Origin of the sequence: Massilia arenae (assembly GCF_008014745.1) — a bacterium.
In the GTDB taxonomy this organism is placed as follows: domain Bacteria; phylum Pseudomonadota; class Gammaproteobacteria; order Burkholderiales; family Burkholderiaceae_D; genus Telluria; species Telluria arenae.
In genome coordinates, this window is the sequence record NZ_VPFD01000013.1 from 21,692 (window position 1) to 37,319 (window position 15,628).

The 15,628-nt window shown below is 65.2% G+C and carries 15 protein-coding genes and 1 riboswitch; of the genes, 5 read left to right on the plus strand and 10 right to left on the minus strand.

The features are described from left to right. The first annotated feature begins 116 nt into the window (after positions 1–116). Positions 117–626: an Lrp/AsnC family transcriptional regulator gene (locus tag FVD38_RS12585; RefSeq protein ID WP_147935124.1), complete on the plus strand. Its 510-nt coding sequence runs from the start codon at positions 117–119 to the stop codon at positions 624–626. Positions 627–688: 62 nt separating this feature from the next. Here FVD38_RS12585 and FVD38_RS12590 read toward each other — a convergent pair whose 3' ends face one another. The 6 genes from FVD38_RS12590 to FVD38_RS12615 all read right to left on the minus strand — a co-directional run bounded on the left by FVD38_RS12590 (position 689) and on the right by FVD38_RS12615 (position 7,906). Further along, positions 689–1,339 carry a GNAT family N-acetyltransferase gene (locus tag FVD38_RS12590; RefSeq protein WP_147935125.1) on the minus strand — a complete coding sequence of 217 codons (651 nt, stop codon included), beginning with the start codon at positions 1,337–1,339 and terminating at the stop codon, positions 689–691. Positions 1,340–1,372: 33 nt separating this feature from the next. Then, complete coding sequence (locus tag FVD38_RS12595; protein ID WP_147935126.1) at positions 1,373–2,980, minus strand: diguanylate cyclase; 1,608 nt, start codon at positions 2,978–2,980, stop codon at positions 1,373–1,375. 110 nt (positions 2,981–3,090) lie between these two features. Next, positions 3,091–4,194, minus strand: coding sequence for a tRNA nucleotidyltransferase/poly(A) polymerase-related protein (locus FVD38_RS12600; protein ID WP_147935127.1), 1,104 nt, complete (start codon positions 4,192–4,194; stop codon positions 3,091–3,093). A gap of 2 nt (positions 4,195–4,196) precedes the next feature. Further along, on the minus strand, positions 4,197–4,916 hold the full coding sequence (locus tag FVD38_RS12605) for a glutathione S-transferase family protein (RefSeq protein WP_147935128.1): 720 nt from the start codon (positions 4,914–4,916) through the stop codon (positions 4,197–4,199). Between the two features lie 17 nt (positions 4,917–4,933). Further along, positions 4,934–5,902: a complex I NDUFA9 subunit family protein gene (locus FVD38_RS12610; RefSeq protein WP_147935129.1), complete on the minus strand. Its 969-nt coding sequence runs from the start codon at positions 5,900–5,902 to the stop codon at positions 4,934–4,936. Between the two features lie 15 nt (positions 5,903–5,917). Further along, positions 5,918–7,906: a lytic transglycosylase domain-containing protein gene (locus FVD38_RS12615; RefSeq protein ID WP_147935130.1), complete on the minus strand. Its 1,989-nt coding sequence runs from the start codon at positions 7,904–7,906 to the stop codon at positions 5,918–5,920. 113 nt (positions 7,907–8,019) lie between these two features. Here FVD38_RS12615 and FVD38_RS12620 point away from each other — a divergent pair, with 113 nt between their 5' ends. After that, the gene (locus FVD38_RS12620; RefSeq protein WP_147935131.1) at positions 8,020–8,628 is read left to right on the plus strand and encodes a 5-formyltetrahydrofolate cyclo-ligase; all 609 of its coding nucleotides are present in this window, start codon (positions 8,020–8,022) and stop codon (positions 8,626–8,628) included. Between the two features lie 30 nt (positions 8,629–8,658). Here the strand turns inward: FVD38_RS12620 and metF are convergent, their stop codons facing one another. The 4 genes from metF to metK all read right to left on the minus strand — a co-directional run bounded on the left by metF (position 8,659) and on the right by metK (position 12,841). Continuing rightward, positions 8,659–9,489, minus strand: a complete 831-nt coding sequence (metF, locus tag FVD38_RS12625; protein WP_123070541.1) for a methylenetetrahydrofolate reductase [NAD(P)H] — start codon at positions 9,487–9,489, stop codon at positions 8,659–8,661. Then, complete coding sequence (locus tag FVD38_RS12630) at positions 9,476–9,832, minus strand: phage holin family protein (RefSeq protein WP_147935132.1); 357 nt, start codon at positions 9,830–9,832, stop codon at positions 9,476–9,478. The genes metF and FVD38_RS12630 overlap by 14 nt, the downstream gene beginning before the upstream one ends. 113 nt (positions 9,833–9,945) lie before the next feature. Continuing rightward, positions 9,946–11,358, minus strand: a complete 1,413-nt coding sequence (gene ahcY, locus FVD38_RS12635; RefSeq protein WP_147935133.1) for an adenosylhomocysteinase — start codon at positions 11,356–11,358, stop codon at positions 9,946–9,948. A gap of 29 nt (positions 11,359–11,387) precedes the next feature. Further along, a riboswitch (S-adenosyl-L-homocysteine riboswitch) is annotated at positions 11,388–11,462 on the minus strand. Positions 11,463–11,674: 212 nt separating this feature from the next. Then, entirely contained in the window at positions 11,675–12,841 is a 1,167-nt protein-coding gene (gene metK / locus FVD38_RS12640) for a methionine adenosyltransferase (RefSeq protein WP_123068280.1), read from the minus strand. A 179-nt stretch (positions 12,842–13,020) separates the two neighbouring features. Between metK and FVD38_RS12645 the strand changes: the two genes are divergently transcribed. Genes FVD38_RS12645 through dapF form a run of 3 tightly spaced genes read left to right on the plus strand, consistent with a single transcriptional unit; the run spans position 13,021 to position 15,616 of the window. Next, positions 13,021–13,878, plus strand: a complete 858-nt coding sequence (locus FVD38_RS12645) for a lysophospholipid acyltransferase family protein (RefSeq protein WP_267874128.1) — start codon at positions 13,021–13,023, stop codon at positions 13,876–13,878. After that, positions 13,875–14,738, plus strand: a complete 864-nt coding sequence (locus FVD38_RS12650) for an LpxL/LpxP family acyltransferase (RefSeq protein ID WP_123068278.1) — start codon at positions 13,875–13,877, stop codon at positions 14,736–14,738. Before FVD38_RS12645 ends, FVD38_RS12650 begins: the two co-directional genes overlap by 4 nt. A 17-nt stretch (positions 14,739–14,755) precedes the next feature. Then, positions 14,756–15,616: a diaminopimelate epimerase gene (gene dapF, locus FVD38_RS12655; RefSeq protein ID WP_147935135.1), complete on the plus strand. Its 861-nt coding sequence runs from the start codon at positions 14,756–14,758 to the stop codon at positions 15,614–15,616. The last annotated feature ends 12 nt before the right edge of the window (positions 15,617–15,628 follow it).

The window sequence follows — 15,628 nt, forward strand, 5'->3', positions numbered from 1 at the left end:
CTGACCGTATGTGAGCCAGTATAGTCCTGCCCCCCAAGCATTAAATTCCAAACAATTCCCCCGTCTTCTTGAATTGCGCAATAAAATTGCCATACAAAAGTCTGATTGGGGTGGGTATGTCAAAGATTGAGCTGGATAAAACAGACCGCAAGATTCTGGAGATCTTGCAGAGCGACGGCCGGCTGTCGAACCAGGACGTGGCCGAAAGGGTAAGCCTCTCGCCCTCGCCCTGTCTGCGCCGCATCAAACGCCTGGAAGAAGCGGGCGTTATCCGCCAGTACGTGGCGCTGCTCGACCCGGACAAGATCGGGCTTGGGCTATTGGCATATGTGAATGTGCGGCTGGAAAAGCACAGCGAGGTGGCCAGCGCCACCCGCCAGCCGGGCTTGCCGGCGACGTCGCCGCGCAACGATTTCGCGGTGTCGGTAGGAAGCTGGCCCGAGGTCGTGGCCTGCTATGCGATGACCGGCGACATGGATTTCCTGCTGCGCGTGCACGTCGAAGACATGGACCATTTCTCGCGCTTCATGATGGGCACCCTGCTCAAGCATCCGGCGGTGCTGGACGTGAAGTCGAGCTTTGCGCTGCAGCGGATCAAGGAAACGACGGCGATGCCGCTGGTGTGATCGTCATTTCTGCCACTGGCAGAAATGACTCCCCGCGCAGGCGGGGATCCAAGTTGCCCTTACTATTTCTTAAGCGTGAAAAACTTCATCGCCGCGCGAGTATTGGCCTTGACCGTGTAATCGATCGCCGCGAACTGCTCTTCCAGCGCCTCGGCCATCACGCTGCCCGGGCTGGGCGGCGGCAGTTCGAGGTGGGCGTCGGCCTCGCCGTACTCGCGCTTGATACGCATACCGGCCTTCTTGGCGATGTGCATCATGGTCTGGTTCGAGGTCAGGCATTGCATGTAGAGGGTGTCGACGTCGGAGTTGCGGCAGTGGGTCGCCGCGCGCTGGAACAGGCGCGTGCCCACGCCCTGGCCGCGCGCCGACTTCGACACCGAGACACCGAACTCGGCCACCTGCTGCTTGGTCGTCGACTTGCGCCCCTCGGCCGAGGCGAAGGCCAGGTGGCCCATCCCGACCAGCTGGAAGACATTGTTGACCACGCCGAACACGATATCGCGCGAGAAGTCGATCTTCCCGACGTAGGCCGTGATCTGTTCGTCCGGGATCATGCTGCCGAAGCGCAGCAGGCGGTCATCGCTGTCCAGCGCCAGCAAGTGGCGCAGCACGCGACGGCGGTCGCGCTCGCCCAGCTCCTTGACCAGCACCGGCGGCTGGCCCTTCTTGCCTCTCAGGCCCTGGATCCAGCGGCGTAACGGATTGTCCAGCATTTCGATACCTTCACGTACTGCAACATCCTGATTCTAGCCGATCGGGTCGGCATTGGCGGCGCGGTCCGTATTGTCGTGCGTGACGCCGTCCTGCGCCAGTCCCGTTGGATGGTCATGACCCAGCCATTGCGACTCCTGGCTGACCACGAAGCGCCCCTTCCCGGCCTGCTTGGCCGCGTACATGGCCTTGTCGGCGTCCGCCAGCAACGCCTCTTGCCCGCGCGCGGCGCCTGCCTGGCCGCGCGCGCTGGCGATGCCGATGCTGGCCGAGATCGTCACCGCGTGGCCGTCGGCCTCGGTGATCGATTCGATTTCCTGCAGCGCCAGGCGCGCCACGCGCAGCGCGCCGGCCTCCGAGGCCACATCCTCGAGCAGGATCACGAATTCGTCGCCGCCCAGGCGCGCCAGCGCATCCTCGGCGCGCAGCCTCGCCTGCACCCGGCGCGCGACCATCTGCAGCACCAGGTCACCTGCGGCGTGGCCCCAGGTATCGTTGACCGCCTTGAAACCGTCCAGGTCGATGAACATCAGCACCACCACGCTGTCGCGGCGGTCGGCGCGCGCCAGCGCCCGCTCCAGCAGGCGGGTCAGCTGGCGATAGTTGATCAGGCCGGTCAGGCTGTCGTGCTGGGCCAGGCGCTCGAGCTGGCGCGATTGCGCTTCGAGCTCGGCGGTGCGCTCGGCCACGCGCTGTTCCAGCGTCTCGTTGGCCGACTGCAGGCGGCGGTTGACGACGCCGATGATGCGGTAGCTGCGGCGTAGCCGCGCGCCGGCATATACCAGCAGCACCATCAGCACGGCGCTGTAGGCGAACAGGTAGCCGCGAAAACGCTGGCGCTCGGCCAGCACAGCGTCGAAGGAACGGTCGAACTCGCGCTCCAGGCGGTCCAGCGCGGTGTCGCTGCCGGCGGCGGCGATCTGCGCCTCAAGCAGGTTTTCCAGCGGACGTTTTTCCAGGATCACGCGGCAGCTGGCGATCACGGCATCCATCTTGTCGTTCACGGCTGGCGAGAACGCGATCTGCTGGGCCGCCACGTCGCCCAGGATTTCGTCGATGCGCGCCGCCAGCGCCGGGCTCGGCGCGATGTTGTAGCGTAGGGTCTCGGTCAGCAGTGCGTTCAGGGTAGTGTCGAGCCGCACCACGATGCGGCCTGGCGCCAGCGCGCCTTCGATGCCCGAAATCTCGGTCTTGAGGTCGGCCACGGCCGGCGGCATGTGCAGCAGCGCCGCGCGCAGCGGTGGATTGTGTTTGGCGAACTGGGCGACCAGTTGCTCCTTGCCCTGTAGCGCCTCGCGCAGCTGGGCATAGGCGGCCTGGGCGGCGCTGTCGCCGGTCAGCGGCAGGGTGTCGCCCAGGCGCGCCATCAGGTCGTGCATGCGCGGCAGTTGCGAGCTGAGGTCGAGCGGCGTGGAGACGCGCCCGGTATGGGCGCGCAGGATGTTGGCGTCCCATTCGGCATCGAGCTTTTCGAGCTCGCGCAGGTTGAGCATGACGCTGTTGCGGATTTCCGGGTCCACTGCATCGGTGCGGACATAGAGAAACACCAGCACCGCGCTCATGAAGATGACCGCCAGGCTTGCCAGCAGCACGCGACGGCGCCGGCACCAGCTTGCAACACGCCGTGCCAGCAAGGTGAACATCGTTTTTCTCCAACGCAACAATTTACAGTTATTGAAGGATAGCAAAACGACCGGCCGCACTGCACGCACCATGTAACTACATGTAACAGAAACCTGTCAATACAGGTGATTTAGTTGGCTTGATGCAACACTCGCTGAACAGCCTCGACCCGCGCGGCATGAACGGCCCCTGGAATCTCGGCCTTGCGCTCGGCGTGGCGCGCCGCAACCTCACCCGCATTGACGGCGCGCGCCGCGTCCAGCGCGCGCGCCAGGTACGGCCCCTGGCGCATATCTTCAGCCGCGCAGGCGGCTGCCAGCAGCATCTGGGCGAAGCGCTCCGGTTTGCGAAAGGCGTCGCTGCGTTCGAACAGCGTGACGATGGCCTCGGCGGGCAACGCCAGGGCGCGGCCGATCTCGTCCTGCTCGCGCGCCGTCATGACGGCCAGGTCGCGGCACTCGTTGGGCACCTTGAGGCGCTTGCAGACGGCCTGGATCGGCTCGACGGCTGCCAGCACGCGCATCAGCACGGCAAAGCGGACTTCCAGCGGATGACCCAGCGCGGCGGCGTGGTCGATCGTGCGCAGCAGGGGTTCGCTCCACAGCGCGTCCAGTTCGGGCAGGATGCGCGCCAGCGCGCCGCAGTCGCGCAATACCTCGAGCATGCGCGACGGCCGACGCTCCATCAGGCCGCGCGCCAGTTCCTGCCAGACGCGCTCGGGCACCAGGGCGTCGACTTCGCCCTCATCGACCATGCGGCGCATCAAGGCATTGGTGTCGTCGGCCACCGTAAAGTCGGGCAGGCGCGCGGCGAAGCGGGCGATGCGCAGGATCCGCACCGGGTCTTCGGCGAAGGCGTCGGACACGTGGCGGAACAGGCGCGCCTGCAGGTCTTGCCTGCCATTGTGCGGATCGACGATGCTGCCGTCCTCGGCCTGCGCCATGGCGTTGATGGTCAGGTCGCGCCGTACCAGGTCTTGCTCCAGGGTGACGTCGGGGGCGGCGTGGAACACGAAGCCGTGGTAGCCCGGCGCGGTCTTGCGCTCGGTGCGCGCCAGCGCGTATTCCTCGTGCGTGTGCGGATGCAGGAAGACCGGGAAATCCTTGCCAACGGCGCGAAAGCCCGCTTTGATCATCTGCTCGGGGGTGGCGCCGACCACCACGTGGTCATGGTCTTTGACGGGCAGGCCCAGCAAGGCGTCGCGCACGGCGCCCCCGACGACATAACTGCGCATCGTCATTCGCCCGGCAAATCGGCGTCGTGCAGCGGGGTCGGATCGGTCTCGGCCATGGCATCCTTGACCCAGCGCGCCACCGCCGGGTGGGCCAGCACGCGGTCGCAATAGGCCTGCAATGCCGGAGCCAGCGCCACGCCATAGGTCTTGAAGCGACACACCACCGGCGCATAGAAGGCGTCGGCGATCGAGAACTCGCCGAACAGGTATTGGTGGTGGCCGAAGCGCGACAGGCAGTCTTCCCAGATCTCGCAGATGCGACCGATGTCGGCCTGGGCGCCGGGCGTGCGGCCGCGGCCGGGCAGGCGCGCCTGGATATTCATCGACATATGGGTGCGCAGCTCACCGAAGCCGGAATGCATCTCGGCCACGATCGAACGTGCCAGCGCGCGCGCGGCCACGTCCTGCGGCCACATATGTTTATCGGGGAACTGCTCGGCCAGGTATTCGATGATGGCCAGGCTGTCCCAGACTGTCATGTCGCCCGACATCAGGACCGGCACCCTGCCCGCGTGCGAATAGCGCGCGATCTGGTTGGCGGTGTCGGGCTGGTCGAGCAGGACTTTTACTTCGGTGAACGGGATGCCGAAGGCGACCGCCGCGACCCAGGGCCGCATCGACCATGAAGACACGTTCTTGTTGCCGATGATCAGGGTCAATCCGGGGTTGCGGGTCGCGTCGAGCGTGCGTGCAAGGATGGGGTCGCGTTCGATGGTCTGCATATTTGGTCGTAGGTTTGTCAGCGTCCGGCGTGGGTGCGGTAGGCGTCAAGGCGGTCATGCCGGTTGAGGTAGTGCGGCGCGGCCGACTCGATCGACGTGAGCTTGATCCCCAGCGACTCGGCTGTCAAGGCATGGGAGTCGGCGGCCACGACATTATCGACCAGCATCGAATCGAGGTTGTCGCGGCTGACGAGGGGATCGCCCGGCAGCAGTTCGAACAGCCGCGCCTGCAGGCGTGCCGCCCAGTCGGGTAAACCCAGCACCGGGCGCTCGCGGCCGCCGAAGCGGCCGGCCAGGTGCACCAGCTCGCCCAGGGTGTACACCGTCGGGCCGCCCAGCTCGATCGTGGCGTCGCGCAGGTCTGGCCGGACCAGGGCGATGGAAAAGGCGGCAGCGACGTCGCCCACGTACACCGGCTGGAAGCGCGCGCGGCTGGCCGCGAGCGGCACCAGCGGCAGGTGGCGCTGCAGGCGCGCGAACATGGTCAAAAAATGGTCACCGGGACCGAACACCACCGAGGGACGCAAGACCGTGGCGGCGACCGCCGGCTGGCTGCGCGCGGCCAGTTCGCCGTCGGCCTTGGAACGGCCGTACATCGAGGGACTGGAAGCGCTTGCCCCGAGCGCGCTCATGTGCAGGTAGCGCGGCACGCCGACGTCGGCGCAGGCGGCGGCGATGCGGCGCGGCAGCTCCACGTGCAGGTGGCGGAAGCCCTCGCCATAGGGCTGGCCGTGGCCGCCATGCAGCACGCCGACCAGGTTGATCACGGCGTCGCGCCCGGCCAGCAGCTTGCGCAACACGGCATCGTCGTGGATATTCGCCACCTCGACGTCGACACCCGGCAGCATGGTCAATTGCTTCGCGCCTTCGTAGTGGCGCGCCAGGACCAGCACGCCCACGCCGTCGTCGGACAGCCGCGCGGCCAGGTGCTGGCCGATGAAGCCGGTGCCGCCGATCAGCACCACGTTCAGTGGCCGCGCGCTCATGCTGATACCCTCCGTTCAGTCCAGGACCGAACCGCTGCCAGGGCGTGGGCTGACCGTGCCCAGGCGCGCCTTCAGCGATTGCGGCTTGCCCTCGAAGATCGAGGCATAGTTGGTGGCATTGGCCATGACGTTGCGCACATAGCCGCGCGTCTCGGTGAAGGGAATGCTCTCGACGAAGATCGCGCCTTCCATCGGCGCGTCGAGCCGGCCGCGCCAGGTGCGCGAGCGTCCCGGGCCGGCGTTGTAGGCGGCCGTGGCCAGCACTTGCGAGCCTTCGAAGTTCTCGAGCACCATATTCATGTAATTGGCGCCGAGCGTGATATTCGTATGCAGGTCGTTGAGCATGGTGTGCACAAAGTTATCCAGGCCAATCTTGGCCGCCACCCATTTGCCGGTGGCGGGCATCACCTGCATCAGGCCCGAGGCGCCGACGCCGGAACGGGCGTCGCGGATGAAGCGCGACTCTTGCCGGATGAGGCCATACACCCAGGCTTTATCGAGACTCAGGCCCTGGGCGGTGGGCTTGAGGACCTCGAGATGGGGCGCCGGGAAGCGCTGGTCGTAGCTTAGCTCGGTGCGCGTGCGCAGCGAGGTCTCGACCATGCGGTCGAGGTGCTCGTTGCGGCGCGCCAGCTCGGCGGCGGCCAGCAGCTGACGTTCAGACAGCCCGCGCAAGCCCCAGTTCCATTCGCGGTTGCCTTCCGCGCGCAGGCTCAAACGGTAGAACTTCAGGGCCCGCTGCAGGCTCGGATTATTGGTCGCCTGCGACAGTTCCGGCGCCGTGATCGGCGCGACCGGCGGCGGCGCGACGATCTGGTTGCCCAGTTCTTCATACGCCAGCTGGGTATAAAAGGTGGTCTGGGCGGCGATGCCCTGCCACAGCGCGCGCGCCTCTTGCGTGCGGCCCTCGGCCTGCATCGCGCGGCCCAGCCAGTAGATCCAGGTCGAATCGGCGCGCAGGTTCGGCGGCATCGCCTCGATGGTGGCGCGCACTTCTTTCCAGTCGCCGCGGCGCAGCGCCATGCGGGTCTTCCACTGCATCTGGAATTCGGTGAGCGTGGCGCCCTTGGCGCGGTCCCAGTAGCCGTGCGCCTCGGTCGCCAGCGCGATCGAGGCCGCCAGCGCCACGCTGGCCCAGCCGATGGCGCGCTCTTCGCTGGACAGTTGCGGCCCGTTCTTTTCCAGGCTCGCGACGGCGATCCTGAGCGTGGTGCGCGCCATGCGGCCGACCGCCACCAGGTACAGTTCGCGTTCGGCGCGGGTCTTGCCGATGCCGCGCGCCAGCGCCACCGCCGGCAGGTCGACCGCCTGGGCGGCGCGCGTTTCGGGCAGGCCCAGCAGCACGGCGACGCGCCGCGCGGGCCCGGTGGTATTGTCCAGTCCGGCAATGCGCAGCTGCCACAGCAGGTCGGCCTGGGTGAACTGGCCATTGCCCGCCAGTTGCGCGATCAGGCCGCTGCAGGCGTCGCCATAACCGGCCGGGGTTTTCAGCAGTGCGCGCGCTTCGTCGGCCACCCGTTCGCCGCGTTCGGCGCGCGCCAGCAAGGCGTAGCAGCGCACCTGCAGGCTGCCGGACTGGGCCAGCGTACCGGCTTCGCGCTCGAAGGTATTCCATTCGCGCCGCTTGCCCAGTTCCATCAGCCATTCGGCGCGCAGCTGCTCGGCCACGGCCGTGCCGTCGTGACGGCGCAGCACCTGCACCACCTCATCCTGGATGGCATCGCGCAGGCGAGGTTTCAGACGATAATAGTCGACATAGGATGCCAGCGAGTAATTCGACGGCAGGCGCGAGGCGATCGCATTGACGCGCGCGCCGTCGTTCTGGCGCGCCGCTTCGCGCAGCAGCAGGAAGTTGTCGTCATCGGCGCGGCTGTCGGCCACCAGGGTCGGCCCGCCGGCAGCGGGAACCCCCACCGTGCCGGCGCCCGGAACGGATGGCGCACCGGCCGGTATTGGCGGCAGCGCCACGTCGGGCGCGGGTGCATCGGGGTCTTCCTGGGCCATGACACCTGCAGGCAATGCGCAGGACAGAACAAGGGCAATAGCGGCCGGCCACAAGCCGGCTGACAATTTCGATTGATACATCCACAACTCTCACATTACGCTGCATTGAAACCATGACCGGCGACCCAAGAATACCACGCGCCTACGGGGCACTGCCAGACACGGCAGTGAGCAAACTTGCCCAGCAACAGGACAAGGCGCTATTGCGCAACACACTCAAGGCGCTGCGGCGCGCGATCGATCCGGCCACCAAGCATGCCTGGGATGACCGCATCGGCGCACGGGTGATTGCCTGGTGCCGGGCGCATCCTCATGAAGCGCTGGGCGTGTACTGGCCGCTGGCCGGCGAACCGGACTTGCGTCCAGCCTACGCGGAATTGGCTCAGGCAGGCGTACGGCTGGCATTGCCCGTGGTGGTCGAGCGCGATGCGCCGTTGGGATTTGCCGAGTGGATACCCGGTGAGCCGACGGTGAACGACCGGCTGGGCGTGGCGGTGCCGAGCGAGCTGCGGATGGTGGCGCGACCGCCGGCTTTATTGGTGCCCTGCCTTGGGTTCAATGCCCAGGGATATCGGGTGGGGTATGGGGGTGGGTTTTATGACCGGACCCTGGCGCCAGAGCCGAGACCGGCAACGGTGGGGATCGCGTATGCGTGCCAATTGGTGGCGTTCGATGGCGACGCACATGACATACCCCTCGATAGTGTGATTACCGAGGAATAACGGCCGGGACTGGACCCGGCCGTTATTGGATCAGGCCCGCAGGCGCTGCCAGATCGCCGTGGTCGGCGCCGCCTGGTTCATGCTATAGAAATGCAGGCCCGGCGCGCCGCCTTCCAGCAGGCGTTCGCACAGCCCCGTCACGACGTCCAGCCCGAAGGCCTTGATCGAGGCGCTGTCGTCGCCGAAGCTGGCCAGCTTGAGGCGCACCCAGCGCGGAATCTCGGCGCCGCACATATCCGAGAAACGCATCAGCTGCATATAGTTCGTGATCGGCATGATGCCGGCCACGACCGGCACGTCGACACCCAGCTTGCGCACATTGTCGACGAACTGGAAGTACGCATCGGCATTGTAGAAATACTGGGTGATGGCGGCATTCGCCCCGGCCCCCACCTTACGCGCGAAGGCTTGCAGGTCGTCTTGCGGCGAACGCGCCTGCGGGTGCATCTCGGGATAGGCCGCGACCTCGATGTGGAACCAGTCGCCGGTTTCCTGGCGAATGAATTCCACCAGCTCGCTGGCATAGCGCAACTCGCCCGCGCCGCCATAGCCGCTCGGCAGGTCGCCGCGCAGGGCCACTACCCGCTTGATGCCGCTGTCTTGGTATTGCTTGAGGACGTCACGGATCGACTCGCGCGTGGCGCCGATGCACGACAGGTGGGGCGCGGCCTCGTGGCCGGCGGCCTGGATCTCGCGCACCGTCGCCAGCGTGCCCTGCTGGGTGCTGCCGCCGGCGCCGAAGGTCACCGAAAAATACTTCGGATTGAGGTCGGCCAGCTTGGCGCGCGCAATGCGCAGCTTTTCGGCGCCTTCCGGCGTCTTGGGCGGGAAGAACTCGATACTGAAATCAGGAGTTTCCATCTTTGTCGGAAAGAAGCAAGGTTGAAAGCGCCCACGAAATAATGCTGTACAGGATGGCTGCCAGGAAGGCCGACCAGAAACCCGCCACCTCGAACCCGCCGACCACATTCGACACCAGCCAGAACAGCAAGGCATTGATGACCAGGATAAACAGGCCCATCGAGACCAGGGTGACCGGCAGGGTCAGGATCACCAGCACCGGACGGATCAGGGTATTGACCAGCCCGAGCACCAGCGCCGCGATCAGGGCGGTGCCAATGCTGGAAACTTCGACGGAGTGCATCAGGTAAGGCAGGGCCATCAGGGCCGCGGCATTGATCAGCCAGGTAATCAGCAAGCGCATCGGTACAGACTTTCGTGGTGCGCGTGCGCCGCCTTACGATGAATGCGGCGCACGGTGTTTAGATAAGCGAAACGTCCCGAAGGACGTTTCACATGACTACAAACCGCTACCGATCAATAACGGTAGTGTTCCGGCTTGTATGGGCCTTCCTGGCTCACCGAGATGTAGCTTGCCTGCTCTTCGGTCAGCGTGGTCAGCTGGGCGTTGAGCTTCTTGAGCTGCAGGCGCGCCACTTTCTCGTCCAGTTTCTTCGGCAGCGTGTACACGCCCACCGGATACTGCGCGGTGTTCATGAACAGCTCGATCTGGGCGATGGTCTGGTTCGCGAACGACGAGCTCATCACGTACGACGGGTGACCGGTGCCGCAACCCAGGTTCACCAGGCGGCCTTCGGCCAGCAGGATGATGCGATGGCCATCAGGGAAGATGACGTGGTCGACTTGCGGCTTGATGTTGTCCCACTCATATTTCTTGAGCGCAGCGACTTCGATTTCGTTGTCGAAGTGACCGATATTGCAGACGATCGCCTGGTCCTTCATCTTGAGCATGTGCTGCTCGGTGATGACGTGGTAGTTGCCGGTGCAGGTGACGAAGATGTCGCCGTGTTCGGCAGCGTAGTCCATGGTCACGACGCGGTAGCCTTCCATCGCCGCCTGCAGTGCGCAGATCGGATCGATTTCGGTGACCCACACCTGCGCCGACAGCGCGCGCATGGCCTGGGCCGAACCTTTGCCGACGTCGCCGTAGCCGGCGATGACGGCGATCTTGCCCGCAACCATCACGTCGGTGGCGCGCTTGATGCCATCGACCAGCGATTCGCGGCAGCCGTACAGGTTGTCGAACTTCGACTTGGTGACGGAATCGTTGACGTTGATCGCCGGGAAGGCCAGCTTGCCTTCCTGGTGCATCTGGTACAGGCGGTGCACGCCGGTGGTGGTTTCTTCGGTCACGCCCTTGATTTCAGGCAGACGCTTCGAGTACCACGACGGATCGCGCGCCAGGCGGCCCTTGATCGCGTTGAACAGGCAGATTTCTTCTTCCGAGCCTGGCTTGTCCAGCACTGAGATGTCTTTCTCGGCGCGCACGCCCAGGTGCAGCAGCAGGGTTGCATCGCCGCCGTCGTCCAGGATCATGTTGGCGTGGTTGTCGCCAGGCCATTCGAAGATGCGGTGGGTGTATTCCCAGTACTCGTCCAGGGTCTCGCCCTTGATGGCGAACACTGGCGTGCCGACCGAGGCGATGGCCGCGGCAGCGTGGTCTTGCGTCGAATAGATATTGCAAGATGCCCAGCGCACGGTGGCGCCCAGGGCTTCCAGCGTGCGGATCAGGACCGCGGTCTGGATGGTCATGTGCAGCGAACCGGCGATGCGCGCGCCCTTGAGCGGCTGGGTCGCAGCGTATTCTTCCTGGATCGACATCAGGCCCGGCATCTCGGTTTCGGCGATGCGGATTTCCTTCTCGCCCCAGGCAGCCAGGGAGATGTCGGCAACGATATAGTCTTGGGAATCTTTGAGTACGGCGTTCATCACGCCCTCCTTTCAATGTTTAGAAAAAAGTAACGTGAGCGCAGTTGCTTGGATATCCGAGCCTGGCAAAGAGGGACCTCTTTGTCGCAACGCTCCTCGGAATGGGGTAGTTTAGCACGCCTGGAGGGGCGTGGATACCTCGCTGGCGTGCAAATGACTTGGGTTCCCGCCTGCGCGGGAACGACGTGCTTGTGTGCGTGTCCGAAGCCGGTTTATCGACATCTCACACCCTCAACCCACGTCGTTCCCGCGCAGGCGGGAACCCAAGTCCGCCGCGCAGCCCGAACGTTTGCCGGACTGCGACCGCGCCTGCAGATTAGCTCAGACCCGCAGCAGCGCGCAGCTCAGCCGCCTTGTCGGTACGCTCCCAGCTGAATTCCGGCTCTTCGCGACCGAAGTGGCCGTAGGCCGCGGTCTTGCAATAGATCGGGCGCAGCAGGTCGAGCATCTGGACGATGCCTTTCGGGCGCAGGTCGAAGTGCTCGTTGACCAGGGCCGCGATCTTGTCGTCCGGGATCACGCCGGTGCCTTCGGTGTACACGGTGATGTTGATCGGACGCGCCACGCCGATGGCGTAGCTGACCTGCACCTGGCACTGGCGCGCCAGGCCGGCGGCGACGATGTTCTTGGCGACGTAGCGCGCGGCGTAGGCGGCCGAGCGGTCGACCTTGGATGGATCCTTGCCCGAGAACGCGCCGCCGCCGTGCGGGGCTGCGCCGCCGTAGGTGTCGACGATGATCTTGCGGCCGGTCAGGCCGCAATCGCCCTGCGGACCGCCGATGACGAAGCGGCCGGTCGGGTTGACCAGGAAGCGGGTTTTATCCAGCCACTCGCGCGGCAGGGTCGGCTTGATGATCTCTTCGATGACGGCTTCTTCGATCTGCGAATGGGTGACGTCCGGGTGGTGCTGGGTCGACAGCACGACGGTGTCGACCGCGACCGGACGGCCGTCGACGTAGCGCAGGGTGACTTGCGACTTGGCATCCGGACGCAGCCATGGCAGGCGGCCATCCTTGCGCAGCTGCGACTGGCGCTCGACCAGGCGGTGTGCGTAATAAATGGCGGCTGGCATCAGCTCTGGCGTTTCGTCGCAGGCATAGCCGAACATCAGGCCCTGGTCGCCCGCGCCTTGGTCCAGATCGATGCCGGCGCCTTCGTCCACGCCCTGCGCGATGTCTGGCGACTGCTTGTCGTAGCAGACCATGACGGCGCAGCCTTTGTAGTCGATGCCGAAATCGGTATTGTCGTAGCCGATGCGCTTGATGGTGTTGCGCGCCACCGAGATGTAGTCGACGTTGGCGTGCGTGGTGATCTCGCCTGCCAGCACCACCAGGCCGGTGTTGCACAGGGTTTCGGCGGCGACGCGCGCGGTCGGGTCTTGCTCGAGGATGGCGTCGAGGATGGCGTCGGAAATCTGGTCAGCGACCTTGTCCGGGTGGCCTTCGGAAACGGATTCGGAAGTGAAGAGGTAATCGTTCGACATGTAGGCTCCAGTTACTGATTCATAGAATTGCCGCAGCAACTATTGCCTGCGACGCTTTAGCGAAATTTATATTCCGCTTCGCAAGTTGTCTGTTAACTCGGCGGATCCAGCATAAAGTGGTATTTTACGCTTCCTAAGAATTTTGGTGTGGAAACGCATACCGCGCTCGACACCCATCAATCGACATGTTAGTAGTAATTTTCCGAATATTATCTGTTTTCCCCTTGCCAATGCTGCACGCCTTGGGCGGTGCGCTGGGCTGGCTGGTCTATTGGCTGTCGCCGTCGTACAAGCGCCGCCTGCGCGCCAACCTGGCCCAGGCCGGCTATGACGCGCACTGGAAACAGGCCGTGTCCGAAGCCGGCAAGGCCGCGATCGAGCTCGCCTTCGTGTGGTGCGCCAAGCCGGAACGGGTTGCCAGGCATGCCACGGTGGAAAACTGGGAGCTGGTCCAGGAAAAACTCGACGCGGGCCGCGGCATTGTGTTCCTCACGCCACACCTGGGTTGCTTCGAAATGACGGCGCAGCAGATCGCACTCAAGACGGCGTTGACGGTCATGTATCGCCCGCCGCGCAAGGACGCGCTGCGGCCGCTGGTCGAAGGCGCCCGTGCGCGCCACAACCTGCACCTGGCGCCGGCGAACCTGTCCGGCGTGCGCATCCTGGCCAAGACCCTCAAGAGCGGCCAGCCGATCGGCTTGCTGCCCGACCAGGTGCCACAGGAAGGCGAAGGCGTGTGGGCGCCCTTCTTCGGCCGTAACGCCTATACGATGACCCTGCCGGCCAAGCTTGCCCAGCTGGGCAAGGCCGACATCCTGCTGGTGTACGCCGAACGGCGCCCGGGCGGCGCCGGCTACATCGTACGCTTCGTGCCGTTCGACGGCGATTTGAATGGCAGCGCCACCGACCAGGCGGCGGCGATCAACCGCGCCATGGAGCAGCTGATCGCGCGTGCGCCGAGCCAGTATTTCTGGAGCTATAACCGCTACAAGCAGCCGGACGGCGTGGCCGGTCCGGACAGCGAGGTTGGTGCATGAGGATTCTGCTTGGCTTCATGTGGCTGCTGCATTTCTTGCCGCTACCCATCCTGGGTCGCTTCGGCGAAGCGATCGGCAGCCTGATGTTCATGATCATGGGCAAGCGCCGCAAGATCACGCTGACCAATCTGCGCCTGACCATGCCTGAACTGAGCGACGGCGAACGGCGCGACATCGCGAAACGGCATTTCCGCGCCTACGCGCGCAGCATCTTCGAGCGCTCGATCCTGTGGTGGGCGCCCGAGGAACGGGTGCGCAGCCTGATCAAGGTCGAGCCGGCGGTGCCGCAGGCCGCGATGGAAGACGGCCCCACGATCCTGCTGTGCCCGCACTTCGTGTGCCTGGACGTGGCCGGCGTCGCCTCGCGCGTGATCCCGGTATGCAGCATGTACGTGCCGCAAAAGAACGAGGCTTTCGACCGCCTGCTGCGCCATGGCCGCGAACGCTATGGCCCGGTGCGCCTGGTGACGCGCAAGGAAGGCATCAAGCCGATCCTGCGCGCGCTGCGCGACGGCCTGCCCTACTTCATGCTGCCGGACATGGATTTCGGCGAAAAGGATGCCGAATTCGTGCCCTTCTTCGGCGTGCAGGCGGCGACCCTGACCGCGCTGGGACGCATCGCCGCGACCACCGGCGCCAAGGTGATCCCGGTGATCGCGACCTATCTGCCGAACTACCAGGGCTGGCGCGTGCGTTTCTATCCCGCTTGGGAGAACTATCCTGGCGACGATATGGTCGAGGCGACCCGCCGCATGAACGCCTTCATCGAAGAACGCGTGCGCGAGGCGCCGGAGCAGTATTTCTGGACCCATAAACGCTTCAAGACCCGTCCGCCGGGTGAACCTTCGCTGTACGATTGAACAGGATCGAACTGAGCATGAAACTGAAATTCACCAAGATGCATGGCGCGGGCAACGACTTCGTCGTGATCGACGCCATCAACCAGCAGATCGACGTCGACGGCATCAGCGCTGACCAATGGCAGCGCCTGGCCGATCGCCGCTTCGGCATCGGCGCCGACCAAATTCTGGTCGTCGAGCGCCCGAACGAGGAAGGCGTGGATTTCCGCTACCGCATCTTCAACAACGATGGCAGCGAAGTCGAGCAGTGCGGCAACGGCTCGCGCGCCTTCGTCCGCTTCGTGGTGGAGAAGGGTTTGACGCAGGAACGCAGCATCCGCGTGCGGACCATGTCGGGCATCATCAACCCGCGCCTGGAAGACGACGGCAGCGTGACGGTGGACATGGGCGCGCCGCGCCTGGACCCGGCCGAGGTGCCGTTCGACAGCGCAGGACTGGACGGCAAGCCGGAAGGCGAGGAAACGCTGTGGCCGCTGCCGGTCGGCGGCGAGGCCACGCAGATCTCGGTCGTCTCGATGGGCAATCCGCATGCGGTGCAAGTGGTGCACAATGTCGACACGGCGCTGGTCGAACAGACCGGCCCGCTGATCGAACACCATGAGCGCTTCCCGAAACGCGTCAACGCCGGCTATATGCAGGTGGTCGACCGCGGTCACATCCGCCTGCGCGTCCATGAACGCGGCGCCGGCGAGACTTTAGCCTGCGGCACTGGCGCCTGCGCGGCGGTGGTGGCCGGCATCCGGCGCGGCCTGCTCGATTCGCCGGTGCGCGTCTCGGCCCGCGGCGGCGAACTCAGCATCACCTGGGCGGGAGCGGGCCAGTCGGTCTACCTCAGCGGGCCGGCGGTATCGGTGTTCGAAGGCGAAGTCGAGATCTGACGCCGCGGCAAG